This is a genomic window from Olleya sp. 1-3, assembly GCF_002836085.1.
GTDB classification, from domain to species: Bacteria; Bacteroidota; Bacteroidia; order Flavobacteriales; family Flavobacteriaceae; genus Olleya; species Olleya namhaensis.
This window is the reverse complement of the sequence record NZ_PJBW01000001.1, coordinates 12,692-32,535: the sequence shown is the minus strand read 5'-3', so window position 1 is coordinate 32,535 and position 19,844 is coordinate 12,692. Positions and strand designations below refer to the sequence as shown.

The following is a 19,844-nucleotide window of genomic DNA, read 5'->3' as shown; positions in this document are numbered from 1 at the left end:
AAGTGATTAATAATAGATCTAAATACACGCAACTTATTAAATCTGAAGCTAAGCGTTTGGGTTTTTTGTCTTGTGGAATTAGTAAAGCTGAGTTTTTAGAAGTTGAAGCTCCTAGATTAGAAAAGTGGTTAAATAATAACATGCATGGACAAATGAGTTACATGCAAAATCATTTTGATAAACGATTAGATCCAACCCTTTTGGTTGATGATTCTAAATCTGTAATCTCATTACTTCTTAATTATTATCCAGAACAAAAGCAATCAGATCAATCTTACAAGTTGTCTAAATATGCCTATGGTAAGGACTATCATGAGGTTATTAAATCTAAATTAAAAGAATTAACGCACTATATTCAAACGGAAATAGGCGCAGTTTCTGGTCGTGCTTTTGTAGATTCTGCACCCGTTTTAGACAAAGCTTGGGCAGCAAAATCAGGTTTAGGTTGGATAGGTAAGCATAGTAATTTATTGACACAGAAAGTCGGTTCTTTTTATTTTATAGCCGAGCTAATTATTGATTTAGATCTAGAATATGATACTATTGTTTCTGATCATTGCGGAACGTGTACTGCTTGTATTGATGCTTGTCCCACACAAGCAATTACAGAGCCTTATGTTGTAGATGGTAGTAAATGTATTAGTTATTTTACAATTGAGCTTAAAGATCAATTACCCAACACAATGAAAGGACAATTTGACGACTGGATGTTTGGTTGTGATGTGTGCCAGGATGTTTGCCCATGGAATAAGTTTTCTAAGCCACATAGTGAGCCTCTTTTTAATCCTCACCCAGAATTGTTAGACATGACTAAAAAGGATTGGGATGAGATTACGGAAGATGTGTTTCAAAAAGTGTTTCAAAAATCGGCAGTTAAACGTACTAAATTTTCAGGGTTACAGCGTAATATCGATTTTTTAAAATAGTTAATCGTTAGGATTAAATATACTGCGTTCAAACCCCTTTTTTTCTAACTTCTTTTCTTCTAAAAACCTTACATTTGTAATTCACTAAAATTTAAAGTGGAATTATGAGCAAACAAAGCAAACGCAGAGAAGCTTTAGTATATCATGCAAAGCCAAAACCTGGTAAAATAGAAGTTATTCCAACAAAAAAATATGCAACACAACGGGATTTAGCATTAGCATATTCTCCAGGTGTAGCAGAACCGTGTTTAGAAATAGAAAAAGACGTTAATAACGTTTATAAATATACAGCAAAAGGAAATTTAGTGGCAGTTATATCTAACGGTACAGCTGTTTTGGGATTAGGAAATATTGGTCCTGAAGCATCAAAACCTGTTATGGAAGGTAAAGGATTGCTTTTTAAAATATTTGCAGACATTGATGTTTTTGATATTGAAGTTGATACAGAAAATATCGAGGAATTTATTCAAACTGTAAAAATGATTGCTCCAACTTTTGGAGGAATTAATCTAGAAGATATTAAAGCGCCTGAAGCTTTTGAAATTGAAAGACGTTTAAAAGAGGAATTAGATATTCCTGTAATGCATGATGATCAACATGGAACGGCAATTATTTCTGCAGCAGCATTATTAAATGCATTAGAGCTTTCAGAAAAGAGCATAGAAGACGCAAAAATAGTAGTAAGTGGTGCAGGTGCAGCAGCAATATCTTGTACGCGTTTGTACTTAGCATTTGGTGCAAAACGCGAAAATGTGGTGATGTTGGATAGTAAAGGTGTGATTAGAAATGATCGCGATAACTTAACATCTCAAAAAGCAGAATTCGCAACGCATCGTAAAATTGATACGTTGGATGAGGCCATGGTAGATGCAGACGTTTTTGTTGGTTTATCTACTTCAGACATTGTTAGTCCATCCATGTTATTAGCAATGGCTAAAAACCCTATTGTATTTGCTATGGCTAATCCAGATCCAGAAATAGGATATGATTTAGCAATTGCAACACGTAAGGATATTATCATGGCTACAGGAAGAAGTGACCATCCTAATCAAGTTAATAACGTGTTAGGTTTTCCTTTTATTTTTAGAGGTGCTTTAGATGTTAGAGCAACTAAAATTAATGAAGCAATGAAAATGGCAGCTGTAAAAGCGTTAGCAGATTTAGCTAAAGAAGCAGTTCCAGAACAAGTAAACATTGCTTACGGAGAAACACGTTTGACATTTAGTAAAGAATATATTATACCTAAACCTTTTGACCCACGTTTGATAGCAACAGTGCCTCCTGCAGTAGCACGAGCGGCAATGGAAAGTGGAGTAGCAAAAGAACCTATTGAAGATTGGGCTAAATACGAAGAGCAATTATTAGATAGATTAGGTAATGACAATAAAATTGTAAGATTATTATTAAACAGAGCAAAATTAGACCCTAAACGTGTTGTTTTTACAGAAGCAGACTCAATAGATGTTTTAAAAGCAGCTCAAATTGTTTATGAAGAAGGGATTGCAATTCCGATTTTATTAGGAAGAAAGGATGAGATTGAACGTCTAAAAGAAGAATTAGAGTTTGACGCAGATGTTGAGATTATTGATCCTAAGTCTGACGAACAATTAGAACAAAAAAATAAGTATGCTAATATTTATTGGGAGCAACACAAAAGGAAAGGTGTTACAAGTCTTTTGGCAGAAAAAATAATGAGAGAGCGTAATTATTACGCTGCAATGATGGTTAACGAAGGTGATGCAGATGCATTAATTTCTGGATATTCTCGTAGTTACCCATCAGTAGTAAAACCCATGTTGGATCTGATTGGTTTAGCACCTGGTTCTACTAGAATTGCAACTACCAATGTTATGATGACGCAACGTGGCCCAATGTTTTTAAGTGATACCGCTATTAACATTAACCCTTCAGCGCAAGATTTAACTAAGATTGCACAAATGACAGCAAAAGTGGTTAAAATGTTTGGAATGGAGCCAGTAATGGCTATGACATCATATTCTAATTTTGGATCGTCAAAAGATCAAACGGCAACTAAAGTAAGAGAAGCCGTATCTTATTTGCACAAAAGACATCCAGATTTACTAGTGGATGGAGAGTTGCAAACAGATTTTGCGTTAAACAGTGAAATGTTAATGGATAGCTTTCCATTTTCTAAACTTGCAGGAAAAAAGGTTAATACTTTAATTTTCCCTAATTTAGAATCGGCTAACATTACATATAAGTTATTAAAAGAACTTAATAAGGCAGAATCAGTTGGTCCAATTATGATGGGTATGCGCAAACCAGTGCATATTTTACAATTACATGCTAGCGTGGATGAAATTGTAAATATGACAGCTATTGCGGTTATTGATGCTCAGCAAAAAGAAAAGTTAGAACAAAAAGCTAAAAAATAGAAGCATTATTTGATACAAATAATTTTCTTACATTTGGAGGCTTAATAGTAAAAAAACGGATGATTACACATATACAAGGTAAATTAGTAGAAAAAAATCCGACGGATGTCGTTATTGATTGTAATGGTGTTGGGTACTTTTTAAACATTTCCTTGCATACGTATTCTCAAATACCGGAACAAGAAGCTTTAAAATTATATACGCATCTTCAAATTAGAGAAGATGCGCATACATTATATGGTTTTGCTTCTTTAGCTGAAAGAGAGCTGTTTCGCTTACTTATTTCTGTAAGCGGTATTGGTGCTAATACTGCACGAACAATGTTGTCTTCTTTAACACCAAAACAAATTAGAGAAGGGATAGCAACCGAAGATGTTGCATTAATTAAATCAATAAAAGGAATCGGAATAAAAACTGCTCAACGAGTAATTATAGATTTAAAAGATAAGATTCTTAAAATCTATGATATTGATGAAGTTTCTGTTACTAAGAACAATACAAGCAAAGATGAAGCGTTATCAGCTTTAGAAGTACTTGGTTTTGTTAAAAAACAAGCCGAAAAAGTTGTGGATAAAATTGTCATGACTCAACCAGATGCTAACGTAGAAACAATTATCAAACTAGCCTTAAAAAATTTATAATATATTTTGAAGACAGCTCAACTTAGTTTTTATAAATCCCTTAAACATTTTTATCTAACTGCATTTGCATTGTTAGTGTCTGCCTTGTCTTTTGGACAGGACGATAACCAAACAGAGCAAGATAGTACTAGTACAGGCTTTAGTCTTGGGACTATTAATATGCCTAACCCAACTAGTATTGAATCTAAATATACTTATGACCCGGTAACCGATCGTTATATCTATACAGAGTCGGTTGGACAGTTTAATATTAATTACCCTGTAATTTTATCACCACAGGAGTATCAGGATTTAGTTGCAAGACAAAATCAAAAGGCCTATTACAAAGATAAAATTGATGCTTACGAAGGTAAAAAAGGAGGCTCAGAAGAGGCTCAAAAAAATCTTATTCCTGAGTTTTATGTAAACTCTAGTTTTTTTGAAAGTATTTTTGGTGAAGGTCCAATTTCAATAGTACCACAAGGTACCGTAGAAATGGATTTGGGTGTATTGTTTACAAAACAAGATAATCCCTCATTTTCACCCAGAAATAGACGTAACTTTTCTTTTGATTTTGACCAGCGTATTAGTTTAAGTATGGTAGGTAAAGTAGGGTCTAGGTTACAAGTTAATGCAAACTACGATACACAATCTACTTTTGATTTTCAGAATTTAATTAAATTAGAATACGCACCTACAGAGGATGATATTATTCAAAAAATTGAAGTTGGTAACGTTAGCATGCCAATTAATAACTCTTTAATTTCTGGAGCACAAAGTTTATTTGGTGTTAAAACACAATTAAAATTTGGTAAGACAACTGTTACTGGAGTCTTTTCTGACCAACGTTCAGACGCTAGATCGGTAACTGCAGAAGGTGGTGGTACTATTGATGAGTTTGAGTTTTTTATTAGAGATTATGATGAGAATCGTCACTTTTTCTTAGGACAATACTTCCGTAATAATTATGATAAAGCTTTGGAGAATTATCCTTTTATAAATAATAATATTCAAATTACAAGAATTGAAGCTTGGGTAACTAATAGAAGTAATCGTACTGAAAATGTAAGAAACTTTGTGGCTTTCCAAGATTTAGGAGAAACTAGTGTTGTAGGTAATCCTGGCGTTGCAATTACGGGTGGTCCAAATGCATTTCCGGATAACGGAAATAACGGTCTAGATCCAACCAATATTGGTAATGCTGGATCACAATTAAATAACGCAGTTAGAGATATTGCTACGGTACAAAATGGTATTTCAATTTCAGGTTTTAATGAAGGTTTTGATTATGCTAAACAAGAAAATACTAGAAAATTAACTGAAGGACAAGAATTTACTTTAAATACTCAGTTGGGTTATATTTCGTTAAATCAACGTCTTAATAATGACGAAGTTTTAGCAGTAGCATACCAATATACGGTTGGTGGGCAAGTATTCCAAGTTGGAGAATTTGCTAATGATGGTATTGGTGCAACGGATGTGGATGTAGATAGTTCAGGTCAGGTTATAAACGTTACCAATAACGCCTTAGTACTAAAACTATTAAAAAGTAGTATTACCAGTGTCTCTCAGCCTATTTGGGATTTGATGATGAAAAACGTGTATGACACAGGCGCATACCAATTAACACAAGAAGATTTTAAACTTAATATATTTTATAACGAATCTGCACCTTTAAATTATATTACTCCAGTAGAAGGGACACCATTTGGAGTCGATTTTAATGGAGAAGCAATTGAGCAAACAACATTATTACGTTTATTTAATTTTGATAGATTAAATTATAATAATGATCCGCAAACTAACGGTGATGGATTTTTTGACTTTGTTTCAGGGATAACAGTAATACCAACAAATGGTAAGATTGTGTTTACCAAGGTCGAGCCTTTTGGACGTTATTTATTTGATGTTTTAGATAATGATTCTAATGCAGGAAATAACGCGACGGATTATGAAGGCGATACTTATGCCAATGCCAATCAAGAAAAATATGTTTATGATTTACTATATAAAGCAACTAAAACAGCTGCTTTAGATGAAAGTCAGAAAAATAAATTTTTAATAAAAGGACGTTATAAATCTTCGGGTGGAGATGGGATTCCTATAGGTGGGTTTAACGTGCCAAGAGGATCTGTTCAGGTTACTGCCGGAGGACGTACATTAGTAGAAGGACAGGATTATACAGTAAATTATCCGTTAGGACGTGTTTATATAATTGACGAAGGTTTAAAAGCATCTAACATTCCTATTCAAGTTTCTACTGAAAACAATTCTATTTTCGGACAACAAACAAAACGTTATACAGGTTTAAATGTCGAACATCAGTTTAATGAAAAGTTTGTAGTTGGAGCCACTTATTTAAATTTAAATGAACGTCCAATTACTCAAAAAGCAAATTATAATAGCGAGCCTATCAATAATACAATGTTTGGGTTGAATGCTAATTTTTCTTCAGAATTACCATTTTTATCACGCTTAGTAAATAAACTTCCAAATATTGATACGGATGCGCCATCTAACATTTCTGTTAGAGGAGATTTTGCTTATTTGTTGCCAGGTGCTCCAAAAGGTACTGATTTTAATGGTGAAGCAACTGCTTACATAGATGATTTTGAAGGAACACAAAACGGAATAGATCTTAAGTCTGCTCAATCTTGGAGCATTTCAAGTAGACCTCTAAATATAAATGGAACTGGTTCTTTGGATAATAATGGTATCGAAAACGGATACGGTAGAGCAATGCTTAACTGGTATACTATTGATCCAATATTTTATGGAAGTCAGCGTCCTTCAGGAATTTCAGACGACGATATGTCTAGTTTATATACTAGTCGTGTTTTTGTTAATGAGTTGTTTCCTGAACAAGACATTGCACAAGGACAAACCTCTGTTTTAAACACATTAGATTTATCGTATTACCCACAAGAACGTGGACCTTATAATTTTGAGCCAGGAACAGAAAGTGGAACAGTTTCCAATCCAACAGCAAGTTGGGCAGGGGTGACGCGTCAAATAACTTCAACAGATTTTGAACAAGCAAATGTTGAGTATGTCGAGTTTTGGTTGCAAGATCCTTTTCAAGAAAATGCGTCAAATCAAGGTGGTAAATTATTTATTAATTTAGGAAATATTTCTGAAGACGTGCTAAAGGATGGTCGTAAACAATATGAAAACGGTTTACCTCAGGATGGTAACGTTAGTTTATTGCCACAAACAGATTTTCAATCTGTAGTGCCACAAAACCAAGCATTAATTTATGCATTTGATACAAATGGTCAAGAGCGTACTAATCAAGATGTCGGGTTTGATGGATATGATGATGCAGAGGAAGCTATTAATTTTCCAACAGGTTTTGCTGGTCTGCCAGATCCTGCTAACGATAATTATAATTACTATTTAAATGGAGATGGTAACTTATTTGAGAGGTATAAATTGTATAATGGATTAGATGGAAACTCACCAGATACATTTAGTGATACCAATAGAGGGTCTACAACTCAGCCAGATGTAGAGGATGTCAATAGAGATAACACAATGAATACTATTGATAGCTATTTTGAGTATGAAGTTGAAATAACGCCTGCTACTTTAAATATTGATAACGAGTATATTGTTGATACTAAAAACGTAACAGACAATAATAATCCCAGAGTATTACCTAATGGTGATACAGTATATCCAAAATGGTACCAGTTTAGAATTCCGATCCGCACGGATGATGAGTTTGTGGTAAATGGAATTACGGATTTACGTTCTATTAGATTTACAAGACTTTATTTAAATGGGTTTGATCAAAGTACAACTTTACGATTTGGTTCTTTAGAGTTAGTTAGAAGTGATTGGAGACGTTACCAGTTAGCCTTAGATGGTGGGCCAACGCCATTAGATTTTGATGATACAGATTTTACTGTTGGTGCAGTTAGTACACAAGAAAATGATGGAAGTTATGTGTCGCCACCTAGTGTTGTTCCAGAACGATTAAATAATAATAACACTATTGTAAGACAAAACGAGCAAGCTCTTGTTGTTGATGTTTGTGATTTAAAAGCTAAAGATTCTAGAGCCGTATTTAAAAATATTAATATAGATATGCGTCAGTATAAAAAGCTACGTATGTTTATGCACGCTAGAGATGGAGAAACACCTGGTTTAACAGATAATGATTTAGTTGGTTTTATCAGAATGGGTAACGATTTAACAGATAATTATTATCAAATAGAAGTACCATTACAAGTGTATAATGGAGGTGCGACAGCAGAAGCATATTGGCCTGAAGCCAATGAGATAAATATTGATTTAGAAGTTTTACAACGTATTAAATCTTTAGGAATTACTAACCAAACATTAGCAGATGGTACTGCTAATTTTTATGATGTTGTTGGTAGTGATCTTTTACCAGTACCCGACCAATATGGAGGGTATGTAACAGGACAACAACGTGTAGCTATTAAAGGAAATCCTAATTTTGGAGATGTAAGGACTTTAATGGTTGGTGTAAAAAACGGAACACAGGTTGTACAATGTGGAGAGGTTTGGTTTAATGAGTTACGTTTATCAGAGTTAGATAACGAAGGTGGTTGGGCAGCAATAGTAACAGTAGATACACAATTAGCAGATTTTGCAAGTGTTAGTGCCACTGGTAGAATGAGTACAGCCGGATTTGGTAGTGTTAGTCAAGGTCCAAGCGAGCGTAGTTTGGAAGATGTAAAACAATACGATGTATTAACCAATGTAAATGTTGGTCAGTTATTACCAAAAAAATGGGGAATTCAAATCCCATTCAGTTACGGTCAAGGAGTAGAGGTTATAACGCCTAAGTTTGATCAGCAATATGAAGATATCGAGTTGGATACGCGTTTGGCTGAAGCCGAAACCAGTTTAGAAAGAGAGCAAATACTAGAACAGTCAGAAGAATATACTAAACGTAAAAGCATAAACTTTATAGGGGTTAAAAAATCTAGAACTGGAGATAGTAAACCGCGTTTCTATGACGTGGAAAATCTAACATTAAACTATTCTTATAATAAATTAGAACATCGCGATTTTGAAATAGAAAGAGCTGTTGATAAACAAGTAAGAGCAGGTGTTAATTATGCTTATAATTTTGAACCTAAAATTATTGAGCCTTTCAAGAAAAATGATTCATTATTTACAGGTAAATATTGGAAGTTCTTAAAAGATTTAAACTTTAATGCCTTACCATCTAGTTTTACAGTAAATTCAGATTTAAGCAGACAGTTTAATCGTCAAAAATTCAGAGATTTAGATTTAGCAGAAGGTAATATTGGATTAGAAGAATTGTACAGAAGAAATTACACATTTGATTATCAATACAATGTTAATTGGAGTTTAACAAAGTCGCTTCAAGTCACTTATTCTTCAGCAAATAATAATATTGTAAGAAACTATTTTAAAGACAATATTATTAATGGAGAACCAGATCCGTTATTAGATGTTTGGGATGGTTTCTTTGATTTTGGAGATCCAAATCGTCAACAACAACAAATAGGGATTAATTATGAGTTGCCATTTAATAAAATTCCAACTTTAAGTTTTATTAGAGCGACGTATTCTTATTCAGGGTTATTCCAATGGCAAAAAGGGTCTGATTTATTTGGAAACCTTGTCGGGGATGATGGTAACACGTACAACCTAGGAAACACTATTTCTAACGGAAACACACATAATATTAATTCAACTTTAGACATGAATAAGTTGTATAAATATTTAGGTATTACTACAAAGAAGAAAAGAAAAACAAATAAAGTTGCTAGAGGCTCTAGAAATAGTGCGCCACCAACTACTGCAAAAGGAAAAGCAGAGGCAACTACAAAAAAGAAGGGTAGTGGTATTGGTTCTAAAATTGGTGATGTTGGAATTGGTTTATTAACTTCAGTAAAAAGAATACAAGCAGTTTATAGTGAAACTAACGGTACGTATCTGCCTGGTTACTTGCAGACACCTGGATTTTTCGGAACAGCTAAACCTACGGTAGGTTATACCTTAGGAAGTCAAAGTGATGTTAGAGATTTAGCAGCAAGAAATGGATGGTTAACTGTATTTCCAGATTTTAATCAACAATACACAACTAACCAAACAAAGCAATTAGATTTATCTGCAAACTTAGAACCGTTTAATGATTTTAAAATTGATTTAGTTGGGTTTAGAACATATGCCGAAAACTATACAGAAAACTACCGTATTGAGAATGATGAGTATTTATCATTAACACCTAATACTTATGGAAACTTTAGTATCTCATCATTTACTTTACCAACAGCATTTGGTAAAAGTGATGAATCGGGATCTCAGGCATTTAACGATTTTAGAGAAAATAGATTAGAAATAGCACGACGTTTAGCTGTTCAAAACGGTTCAGATCCGGATGATGTTGATGCAGATGGTTATCCTAAAGGATTCGGTAAAACTAGTCAACAGGTATTACTACCGGCGTTTGTAAGTGCTTACACAGGTCAAGATTCTAAGAAGACTAAATTGGGAGCGTTAAGAAATGTACCAATTCCAAACTGGGATATTAAATATTCTGGTTTCATGAAAATGAAATGGTTTAAGAAAAAATTTAAACGTTTCTCTTTAACACATGGATACCGTTCAAGCTATAGTATTGGTCAGTTTAGAACTAATCTTGATTTTGATGGTATTGATTATGGATTGGATTATGATTCGCAACCAAATGAAGATTTAGATCAAGCAGGAAACTTTAAAAGCGAACATTTATATAGTAGTGTAACACTAACAGAGATGTTTAGCCCATTATTCCGTTTTGATATGGAAATGAAAAATTCGGTTAGAGTCTTGTTAGAAATGAGAAAAGATAGAATGTTGTCATTAAGTTTTGATAATAATTTAATGACGGAAATATCAGGGAATGAATATGTCGTTGGTTTAGGATATCGTATTAAGGATGTAACTTTTAATTCAAATTTAACTGGTACTAAAACTAAAATCGTGTCTGATTTAATTATGTCTGCTGATGTTTCTGTTAGAGATAACAAAACAATTATTCGTTATTTGGATTTGGATAATAATCAAATTACAAATGGGCAAACTATTTGGGGGCTTAAATATAACGCGGAATATGCATTTAGTAAAAACCTAACAGGCTTATTCTATTTTGATTATACTTTCTCAGAATATGCTATTTCTACTGCTTTTCCACAAACAACTATTCGTTCAGGAATGACATTAAGATATAATTTTGGAAATTAGCATTTCAATGTTTGAACTTAACGTTCATTTAAATACATTTGTAACTCAATTAAAAAATATATAATGAACATACCATCAGATTTAAAATACACTAAAGATCACGAGTGGATTAAAATAGAAGGAGACCAAATTACAGTTGGTATCACAGATTTTGCACAAAGTGAGTTAGGAGATATCGTATACGTTGAAGTAGAGACTTTAGACGAAACGTTAGAAGCAGAAGAAGTATTTGGTACAGTAGAGGCAGTTAAAACTGTGTCTGACTTATTTTTACCTGTTTCAGGAGAGATTGTTGCTTTTAATGAAGCTTTAGAAGACGAACCAGAGAAAGTTAATTCTGATCCTTATGGTGAAGGCTGGATGGTTAAAGTAAAAGTGACAGATGCCTCTCAATTAGAAGGTTTAATGTCTGCTGATGACTACAAAGCACTTATTGGTGCGTAAACTGTTGCCATTTATCAGTTTAGGGTATACTGTGGTTATAATAGTGTTAAGTTTAGCAACTATATCTGATATTTCCATCATACCTGATAACAACGATAAAGTTAATCACGCAATAGCACATTTTATATTTGTTGGGTTATGGTTTTTATCCTTTTATTTTTATTTAAATAAAAGTAAGAAACAAGCCTTGAAAATGGCTTTTATAAGCGCTTTTCTATTTGGCATAGTAATTGAAATATTACAGCATACACTAACAGAAAGTAGGCAAGCCGATTATAAAGACGTTATTGCCAATGTAGTAGGTGCGCTTATTGCGGTCTTAATTATTAATTTACTAACACTGAGTAAAGTTAAAAACGACTAATAGCTTGTTTTTTTAACAAATAAATAGTTATTTTAGCATTCAGTAAACAAAAAAGATATGGAATCTAAAAAAAATACAAAAGCAAATGTAGGACGTAACAGTTCTCTTTACGTGGCAGTAGGACTAGCTTTAATGCTTTTTCTATCTTACGTAACACTTAATTACACAACAACTGATAAGTCCGATATTGATATAGGAATGTTAGTGTTTGATGATAATGATGAGGATGATGTGCCAATTACAGAGATTTTGAATACGCCACCACCACCACCACCACCACCAGCAGCTCCAGAAGTTATTGAGGTAGTAGAAGATGAAGAAGATGTAGTGGAAACAGAAGTAATGTCTACAGAAACAACTCAAGAAGAAGTTGTGGAAATTGAAGTTGCGGATGTAGAGGTTGAAGAAGTTGAAGAAGATGTAGATGTACCGTTCTCTATTATTGAAAACGTACCAGTGTATCCAGGATGTGAAGGTGCTGGAAACAATGACGCAAAGAAAAAGTGTATGTCTGAAAAAATCGGAAAATTTGTTAGAAAGAATTTTAATGCTGACTTAGCACAGGATTTAGGTCTTGATAGTGGTATTAAAAGAATTAATGTAGGGTTTAAGATTGACAAGACTGGTAATATTGTAAATATTCAAGCAAGAGCACCGCACCCTAAATTAGAGCAGGAAGCTAAGCGTATTATTGCTAAGTTACCTAAAATGAAACCAGGTAGACAAAGAGGTAAAGCAGTAAATGTACCTTACGGATTACCTATTACATTTAAAGTAGAGTAAAAGATATTTCCATATATATTTTAAGATCCCGTTACAGCAATGTAACGGGATCTTTCTTTTTGGTATAATTGTTGATATTTTTTCATAATATTAACGTTTAAACTATAGATATTATGAGAATTTCAAGTAAAAAAGAAAGTTTTAGTAAAAAAGTTGAAGAAAACGTAAGGAAACCTCAAAAAAAGGATGTAAACCTAAAAACTAACACAGCATTATATTTCCAAATTGGATTAATAATGTGTTTGTTAGCTGCGTATGGTGCATTGGAGTATCAATTCGAAACAAAAGATTTTAAAGTGCCTGTTACTGCAAAAGCTGACGTTGAAGAGGATTATATGTTTGCTCCTGTTATTACTGTAGCGCCTGATGCTGTAGAGACTTCAGAGCCTGTATCTAAACAACCTGTGCGTCCAGATAACGTAACAATGGTGCCAAATGATACTCCAGATGAAAAAATCACAGAACAAAACTTAATTTCAGATATTGTTCACGCAACTAAACCAGAAGGCACAAAACCCTCTTTAGATGAAAAGTCATTAGTCGTTATAGAACCAGAGGAGGAAGTGCATATTAATTTTGTTGAAAAGGTACCTGTTTACCCAGGATGCGAAAGTGCTAATAGTAATGATCAGCGTAAAAAATGTATGTCTAACAAATTAGCTAAATTAATTAAGAAAAAATTTGATAGAAATTTAGGTGCTGAGCTTGGTTTAAGAGAAGGTGTGCAACGTATATATGTTAATTTCAGAATAAATAAATCTGGAATTGTTGAGATTATGAGTACACGTGCACCGCATAAGGATTTAGAAAAAGAAGCAAATCGTGTGGTGGATAAAGTGCCACAAATGAAACCAGGGGAGCAAGGTGGTGAGCCAGTTTCTGTTTTGTATTCTTTACCAATAATTTTTGAAGTAAAATATTAAGAAAAAATTAGTAATATTTAAAGTCGTTATCTTTTTTAGATAACGACTTTTTCAGTTTTAAAGCGTTAATAAAAAGCAGTATCTTTCGGCTAAATTTAAACTTCCAACTAAATATGAAAACTTTCATTTTAGGACTATTTATAATGTTTTCTACGTTGTCTTATGGACAAGATACAACTGTATATCAAGTGTCTCCTCGTTTTGAAAATTGTCAAGAAACGGATTTAAAACAATTAGATCATTGTTTTAATCAAGAAGTATATAAAGCTTTATATGCTCAGTTTAATTTGCCAGAATCAGTTAAGGCGGATTACATTGGAGAAATAGCAGTTATTTTTGAAGTTACTAAAGATGGTCTTTTTAAAACTATTTATGTTGATGCTCAGAATTCAGCTTTAAAAAAAGAGACGTCTCGTGTGTTTTCTGCTTTTCCTAAAATTAAACCTGCGACATATAATGGTAATCCAACGTTTAAGCAATATAGTATGACGTTGTATTTTCCATTAAACGAAAATAACATACCAAGTAATGTTATTGTTACTTCGGCTACGACCGATACCGATATGACTGTTAATCCAATTGAAGAATTGACAGTATTGCAACAAAAAGCAAAACAAGAGTTTGATAGTGTTCAAAAATCATTAGTTAAATACACAAACAAAGCATATAAAAGTCAGGTTAATGTTCCGTTTTCTCATGAAAATTATTCAAGATTTGATCAAGACGTTAATAGAATAGGTACTAATAATCATACAGCTTCAAAACCGTACAGGTATGAAGAGGTGTCTAATTATTATGATTTTGAGGACGAAAATGAGGCGCTTCAGAGGACATCTCAGTCATGGGCTGGGCGTAAGTTATGGAACGAGCATTTGGTGCAGTTAGAAAGTAAAGACTATTGGTTAACTATAGATCCGATTTTAGATTTACAATTAGGAAAAGATACAGATGCCGATTTTAGTTACACATACAATAATACACGTGGGGCTTACATTCAAGGAGGGTTGGGTAACAAGCTTAGTTTTTCTGCCTCGGTTTACGAAAGTCAAGGTCGTTTTGCACAATATTATAATCAATATGCAGAAAGTTTAAAAGCATTTGGTCCTGATCCAGCAATTATTCCTGGTCGTGGAATTGCAAAACGATTTAAGGAAGATGCCTATGATTATCCTGTTGCCGAAGCTTATTTGTCTTATTCTCCAGCTAAGTTTTTAAATATTCAATTTGGACACGGTAAACAGTTTATTGGAGATGGTTATAGAAGTTTATTGCAAAGTGACGTGTCTAGTCCATATCCATATTTAAAATTAAATACTAAATTTTGGAATATTAAATACACCAATACTTGGACGTGGCTAAAGGATGTACGCGATGATGTTACACTTGATAAAGCTTTTAGAACAAAATATATTGCCAACCATTACTTAAGTTGGAACGTTACTAAGCGATTTAATTTAGGTTTATTTGAATCTGTAATTTGGGAAAATAGTAATGATCGTGGTTTTGATATTAATTATTTAAATCCGTTAATCTTTTTTAGAGCTATAGAATTTGAAACTGGTCAAGGTGCAGGAAATGCTATTTTAGGAGCATCAGGGAAATATAAATTAAGTGATAATGCTAACGTATATGGTCAATTTATTTTAGACGAATTTTCGTTAAGCGATGTTACAGGAGGTAATAAAAGTTGGAAAAACAAATATGGGTTTCAGTTAGGCGCAAAATGGTACAATGCATTTAAGACAAAAAATCTAATGCTTCAAGCAGAATATAACCAAGTCCGACCATATACGTATTCTCACAACACCATTGTTTTAAACTATGCGCATAACAATCAGCCCATGGCTCATCTTTGGGGCGCAAACTTTAGAGAGTTAGTTTTAATTGGGCGTTATCAAAAGGACCGTTGGTTTGGAGAAGCTAAGATGATTGCAGGGATAAGAGGTTTTGATGTAAACGACGGAACTGATAATTTTAGTTACGGTGGAGATATTTATAGAAATTATAATGACAGACCTTTTGATACAGGCGTTACTATAGGCCAAGGTATAAAAACAACTACCTTAAATGCGAGTGCTCAATTGGGGTATTTAGTTAATCCGGCTTCTAATTTAAAAGCATTTGTTAATTTAAGTTACCGTAACTATAATCCAGAAGCAGAAACCCCTTCGGTTTTAAATAATAGTACGGTTTGGATTAATTTTGGTGTCAGAACTGATTTGTTCAATTGGTATTTTGATATGTAAATCAAGGATATCCATTACACTATAAAAACCTTGCGCTTTTTTTATGCTAAATAGTCAATTAGCAGTATCTTTGCATCAGCAAAAAAAATAGCGTTGGTTTGAGTACAACAGCAACACCCACAATAAAACATACAGTTATATCAGATTTTAAAGAAATCACAAAGATGCGCTTGTCTTTAAGTGTCGTGTTTTCGTCAGTTGCTGGTTATTTTTTAGGAGCAGATACCATTAGTTTAAAAATTGTTTTACTTCTATCTTTAGGAGGTTATTTTATGGTTGGTGCTAGTAATGCATTTAATCAAATTATCGAAAAAGATTTAGATGCTTTAATGCATCGTACGCAAAACAGACCAGTTGCTTCTGGACGCATGACAGTAAATACGGCATTTGCAATTGCATGTATATTTACCATTTTAGGGATTGCAATTTTATATACTATTAATGCGCAGACAGCCATGTTTGGTGCAATATCAATATTTTTATACACTAGTGTTTATACGCCATTAAAAACAAAAACACCATTATCTGTTTTTGTTGGAGCTATTCCGGGAGCTATTCCTTTTATGTTAGGTTGGGTTGCAGCAACGGATGATTTTGGTATTGAGTCTGGGACATTATTTGCTTTACAATTTTTCTGGCAATTCCCGCATTTTTGGGCAATTGGATGGTTTTTATTTGAAGACTATAAACGTGGTGGCTTTTTTATGTTACCAACAGGAAAACAAGATAAAGGGACTGCAATACAAGTGTTGTTATATACTATTTGGACTATTTTAGTGTCAATTGTACCAGTGTTTGGTGTAACGGGACAGCTAAAGTTATCTGTAGTAGCAGCAATTATTGTGTTTGGTTTAGGCTTGATGATGTTGTTTTATGCTATTAAACTGTATAAAAACATGACTGAAAAAGCAGCAAAACAATTAATGCTGTCAAGTGTATTATACATTACATTAATACAAATTGTATATGTAATTGATAAATTTATAAGATAAAATGGATTTAACTCAAGGGACTTTAGAAGAGAAAACTGGACGTGCAAAAAAAATGATGCTTTACTTTGGTATAGCGTCTTTAATCATGTCTTTTGCAGGATGGACAAGTGCTTTTATTGTAAGTAGCTCTAGACCAGATTGGCTTCAGGATTTTACAATGCCTCAGCCATTTTGGATAAGCATTATTATTATGATTGTTAGTAGTCTAACATTTATGGCAGCTAAAAAAGCGCTATTAAATGGTAATAAGGGATTAACTACCGCAATGTTGATTACTACATTTTTATTAGGATTATTTTTTGTGTACAATCAATTTAGAGGATTTAATCAGATAATTGATTTAGGTTATAATTTTACAGGACCAACAAGTAACATTACCGTAACGTATATTTACTTAATTGCAGTAGTGCATATTGTGCATGTTGTAGTTGGTTTGATACCTGTCTTGGTTGTGTTAGTCAATCACTTACGTGGAAAATATTCCGCAGAAAACATTGTTGGATTTGAGTTAGCTTTAACCTTTTGGCATTTCGTAGATTTGCTTTGGATTTACCTATTTTTCTTCCTATACTTTTTTCTAAACTAAATAAAATAGATACAATAAGGCCAAAAAGCTTATTTAGATAGTATAAAATTAGAGTTTGCTATTTTTTTAACTGAATAAATTGATTATTTTTGTGCCACATTTTAACAACTAATTTAACACTATGAATACTACAGTTGCAACTACTGATACAGATGGAAAGACTTGGGGAGGTGGTAATGAACCGCTAAAAGCAAGTTATGGTAAGATGATGATGTGGTTTTTTATCGTATCAGATGCATTAACATTCTCAGGTTTTTTAGCAGCCTACGGTTTTTCAAGATTCAAATTTATTGATGCTTGGCCAATTGCAGATGAAGTTTTTACGCACATACCATTTTTTCATGGAAACTATCCAATGATTTATGTAGCGTTTATGACGTTTGTTTTAATTATGTCTTCCGTAACAATGGTATTGGCTGTCGACGCTGGTCATCACATGAATAAGAAAAAAGTAACATGGTACATGTTTCTTACTATTATAGGTGGTATAATATTCGTTGGTTCTCAAGCTTGGGAATGGAATACTTTTATTAAAGGAGATTTTGGTGCTGTACAAACTAAAGGTGGTAACATCTTACAGTTTGGAGAGTATGTAACTATAGATGGCGAAAAAACATTTAAACGTGTCGCTATTTCAGATTTTACTACTGCTGCGCATACAGATAGAGTAGATCATGAGCGTAAAAACGGATTATGGTTTGTTGGAGAAGGAACGTTACCTGCTTACCAAGTATCAGACGTTGTTAAAGGTATGGAGGCTAACACTGATGTTTTAGTTAGAACTCAAATACTTAATGAAGAAGGTGAGAAGACTATCTTATCTAGAGCAGAATCTTTAAAGCAAATCAAAAACAACGGTAAAGCTGTTGTGCAAGGTGCAAACCTTCAAGTTAACGAATACGGTTCACCATTATTCGCAGATTTCTTTTTCTTTATAACAGGATTTCACGGATTTCACGTTGTATCGGGTATTGTTTTAAACATCATTATTTTCTTTAATGTTGTTTTAGGAACATACGAAAGACGTAAGAGTTACGAAATGGTTGAGAAAGTTGGACTTTACTGGCACTTTGTAGATTTAGTATGGGTATTTGTATTTACATTCTTCTACCTAGTTTAATAAAAATAGAAAAGACATATCATGGCAGACGCACATAAATTAGAAATATTTAGAGGTTTAGTAAAGTTTAAATCTAACACTCAAAAAATCTGGGGAGTATTAATCTTATTATCTATTATTACAGCTGTAGAGGTTGTATTAGGTATCTATAAGCCATCATGGGGAGCTAGTATGGTTTTAGGGATGAAACTATTAAATTGGATCTTTATTATACTTACAATAGTAAAAGCATATTATATCACTTGGGATTTCATGCACATGCGTGATGAATTACCAGGATTAAGACGTGCGGTAGTATGGACAGCTATTTTCCTGATCTGTTACTTAGTCTTTATCTTATTACAAGAAGGTGGTTACGTTTTTGACGTATATGACAAAGGATTTATCAAAAGAGATTTCTAGATTGAAATCAATATAATATATAGTTAAAAAGGTGGTTTATTAAAGCCACCTTTTTTATTTTTGTATTTTAAAAAACACCGCAAGTATTATGGATAAAAAGAATGTAAAAAAAGGTATTGTTTTAAGTGTTTTGTTTTTTCTTCCTGTTATCTTTTTATTGTTTTTGTATCCATCTACAAACAATTACAATCCATTAGAAGTAGTTAAAAATAATGTGTTAGACATTCAAAATTTAACGTCAGCAAATACAGATGTTCAATTAGAAGATCATATTACTGTATTAACTTTTTTAGGTAAAGATCCAGAAGCCTTAGTTGTAGAGTGTTCTAATTTAAAAGAATTGATTTACGATAAGTTTCAAGGTTTCAAAAAATTTCAAGTTATTTCTCTGGTGTCTAAAGATGCAGAAGAAGCTGCCTCCAGGCTAAGAAAAGAGTTGACTAAATATGGGGAGCTTAAGTATTGGAAGTTTGTTCAGTTAGATGATTCTGATACCAGAAAAATGTTTAATAGTTTACGCACTAGTGAAGTGTTAGATTTTAACTTAGCCACAAGCAAAGCTTTTATAATTGATAAAGAACTAAACCAACGTGGACGTTTAGATAGTCGTACTAAAATTGAAAAGGAAAAAGGGAGAGAAGCTTATCCGCTTACAGCATATAATGCATCAGAAGTATCAGAGCTTAAAAATATAATGGGTGCTGATGATTTACGTGTGTTGTTTACAGAGTATAGACAAAAACGTAAAGGTGAGTTTAACTCAGCTTCAAGACGTGCAGACGATTTAAAAGGAGACACAAAATAATATAGGG

Annotated in this window: 14 protein-coding genes; all 14 read left to right on the top strand. The window is 33.1% G+C overall.

Translation table 11 applies throughout. The features are described 5' to 3' along the window. Window positions 1-2: 2 nt before the first annotated feature. The 14 genes from queG to CXF54_RS00065 all read left to right on the top strand — a co-directional run bounded on the left by queG (window position 3) and on the right by CXF54_RS00065 (window position 19,837). A complete protein-coding gene (gene queG, locus CXF54_RS00130) occupies window positions 3-926 on the top strand; it encodes a tRNA epoxyqueuosine(34) reductase QueG (RefSeq protein ID WP_090836386.1) in 924 nt (307 codons plus the stop codon). Between the two features lie 104 nt (window positions 927-1,030). After that, the gene (locus CXF54_RS00125) at window positions 1,031-3,322 is read left to right on the top strand and encodes an NADP-dependent malic enzyme (RefSeq protein WP_101201961.1); all 2,292 of its coding nucleotides are present in this window, start codon (window positions 1,031-1,033) and stop codon (window positions 3,320-3,322) included. A gap of 59 nt (window positions 3,323-3,381) precedes the next feature. Then, a complete protein-coding gene (gene ruvA / locus CXF54_RS00120; protein WP_090836382.1) occupies window positions 3,382-3,963 on the top strand; it encodes a Holliday junction branch migration protein RuvA in 582 nt (193 codons plus the stop codon). A gap of 6 nt (window positions 3,964-3,969) precedes the next feature. Further along, window positions 3,970-11,172 carry a cell surface protein SprA gene (sprA, locus tag CXF54_RS00115; protein WP_101201960.1) on the top strand — a complete coding sequence of 2,401 codons (7,203 nt, stop codon included), beginning with the start codon at window positions 3,970-3,972 and terminating at the stop codon, window positions 11,170-11,172. 63 nt (window positions 11,173-11,235) lie between these two features. Then, window positions 11,236-11,616 (top strand): glycine cleavage system protein GcvH, encoded by a 381-nt coding sequence (gene gcvH / locus CXF54_RS00110; RefSeq protein ID WP_090836378.1) that lies wholly within the window; start codon window positions 11,236-11,238, stop codon window positions 11,614-11,616. Next, on the top strand, window positions 11,588-11,980 hold the full coding sequence (locus CXF54_RS00105) for a VanZ family protein (RefSeq protein WP_101201959.1): 393 nt from the start codon (window positions 11,588-11,590) through the stop codon (window positions 11,978-11,980). Before gcvH ends, CXF54_RS00105 begins: the two co-directional genes overlap by 29 nt. A 57-nt stretch (window positions 11,981-12,037) precedes the next feature. Then, a complete protein-coding gene (locus CXF54_RS00100) occupies window positions 12,038-12,763 on the top strand; it encodes an energy transducer TonB (protein ID WP_090836374.1) in 726 nt (241 codons plus the stop codon). Between the two features lie 113 nt (window positions 12,764-12,876). Next, a complete protein-coding gene (locus tag CXF54_RS00095; RefSeq protein WP_101201958.1) occupies window positions 12,877-13,686 on the top strand; it encodes an energy transducer TonB in 810 nt (269 codons plus the stop codon). Window positions 13,687-13,799: 113 nt separating this feature from the next. After that, window positions 13,800-15,932 (top strand): gliding motility protein RemB, encoded by a 2,133-nt coding sequence (locus CXF54_RS00090; protein ID WP_101201957.1) that lies wholly within the window; start codon window positions 13,800-13,802, stop codon window positions 15,930-15,932. Window positions 15,933-16,030: 98 nt separating this feature from the next. Further along, window positions 16,031-16,924 (top strand): heme o synthase, encoded by an 894-nt coding sequence (gene cyoE, locus CXF54_RS00085; RefSeq protein ID WP_090836368.1) that lies wholly within the window; start codon window positions 16,031-16,033, stop codon window positions 16,922-16,924. A 1-nt stretch (window position 16,925) separates the two neighbouring features. Further along, window positions 16,926-17,510 (top strand): heme-copper oxidase subunit III, encoded by a 585-nt coding sequence (locus tag CXF54_RS00080; RefSeq protein WP_101201956.1) that lies wholly within the window; start codon window positions 16,926-16,928, stop codon window positions 17,508-17,510. A gap of 121 nt (window positions 17,511-17,631) precedes the next feature. After that, window positions 17,632-18,630 (top strand): cytochrome c oxidase subunit 3, encoded by a 999-nt coding sequence (locus tag CXF54_RS00075; protein ID WP_101201955.1) that lies wholly within the window; start codon window positions 17,632-17,634, stop codon window positions 18,628-18,630. Window positions 18,631-18,651: 21 nt separating this feature from the next. Further along, window positions 18,652-19,032, top strand: coding sequence for a cytochrome C oxidase subunit IV family protein (locus CXF54_RS00070; protein WP_101201954.1), 381 nt, complete (start codon window positions 18,652-18,654; stop codon window positions 19,030-19,032). 88 nt (window positions 19,033-19,120) lie between these two features. Beyond that, a complete protein-coding gene (locus CXF54_RS00065) occupies window positions 19,121-19,837 on the top strand; it encodes a hypothetical protein (protein WP_101201953.1) in 717 nt (238 codons plus the stop codon). The last annotated feature ends 7 nt before the right edge of the window (window positions 19,838-19,844 follow it).

What these genes read in the sequence shown, in the direction of transcription:
- CXF54_RS00125 (WP_101201961.1), top strand. Translation starts at nt 1,031, where the DNA reads ATGAGCAAACAAAGCAAACGCAGAGAAGCTTTAGTATATCATGCAAAG.
- ruvA (WP_090836382.1), top strand. Translation starts at nt 3,382, where the DNA reads ATGATTACACATATACAAGGTAAATTAGTAGAAAAAAATCCGACGGAT.
- gcvH (WP_090836378.1), top strand. Translation starts at nt 11,236, where the DNA reads ATGAACATACCATCAGATTTAAAATACACTAAAGATCACGAGTGGATT.
- CXF54_RS00105 (WP_101201959.1), top strand. Translation starts at nt 11,588, where the DNA reads ATGACTACAAAGCACTTATTGGTGCGTAAACTGTTGCCATTTATCAGT.
- CXF54_RS00100 (WP_090836374.1), top strand. Translation starts at nt 12,038, where the DNA reads ATGGAATCTAAAAAAAATACAAAAGCAAATGTAGGACGTAACAGTTCT.
- CXF54_RS00095 (WP_101201958.1), top strand. Translation starts at nt 12,877, where the DNA reads ATGAGAATTTCAAGTAAAAAAGAAAGTTTTAGTAAAAAAGTTGAAGAA.
- CXF54_RS00090 (WP_101201957.1), top strand. Translation starts at nt 13,800, where the DNA reads ATGAAAACTTTCATTTTAGGACTATTTATAATGTTTTCTACGTTGTCT.
- CXF54_RS00080 (WP_101201956.1), top strand. Translation starts at nt 16,926, where the DNA reads ATGGATTTAACTCAAGGGACTTTAGAAGAGAAAACTGGACGTGCAAAA.
- CXF54_RS00075 (WP_101201955.1), top strand. Translation starts at nt 17,632, where the DNA reads ATGAATACTACAGTTGCAACTACTGATACAGATGGAAAGACTTGGGGA.
- CXF54_RS00070 (WP_101201954.1), top strand. Translation starts at nt 18,652, where the DNA reads ATGGCAGACGCACATAAATTAGAAATATTTAGAGGTTTAGTAAAGTTT.
- CXF54_RS00065 (WP_101201953.1), top strand. Translation starts at nt 19,121, where the DNA reads ATGGATAAAAAGAATGTAAAAAAAGGTATTGTTTTAAGTGTTTTGTTT.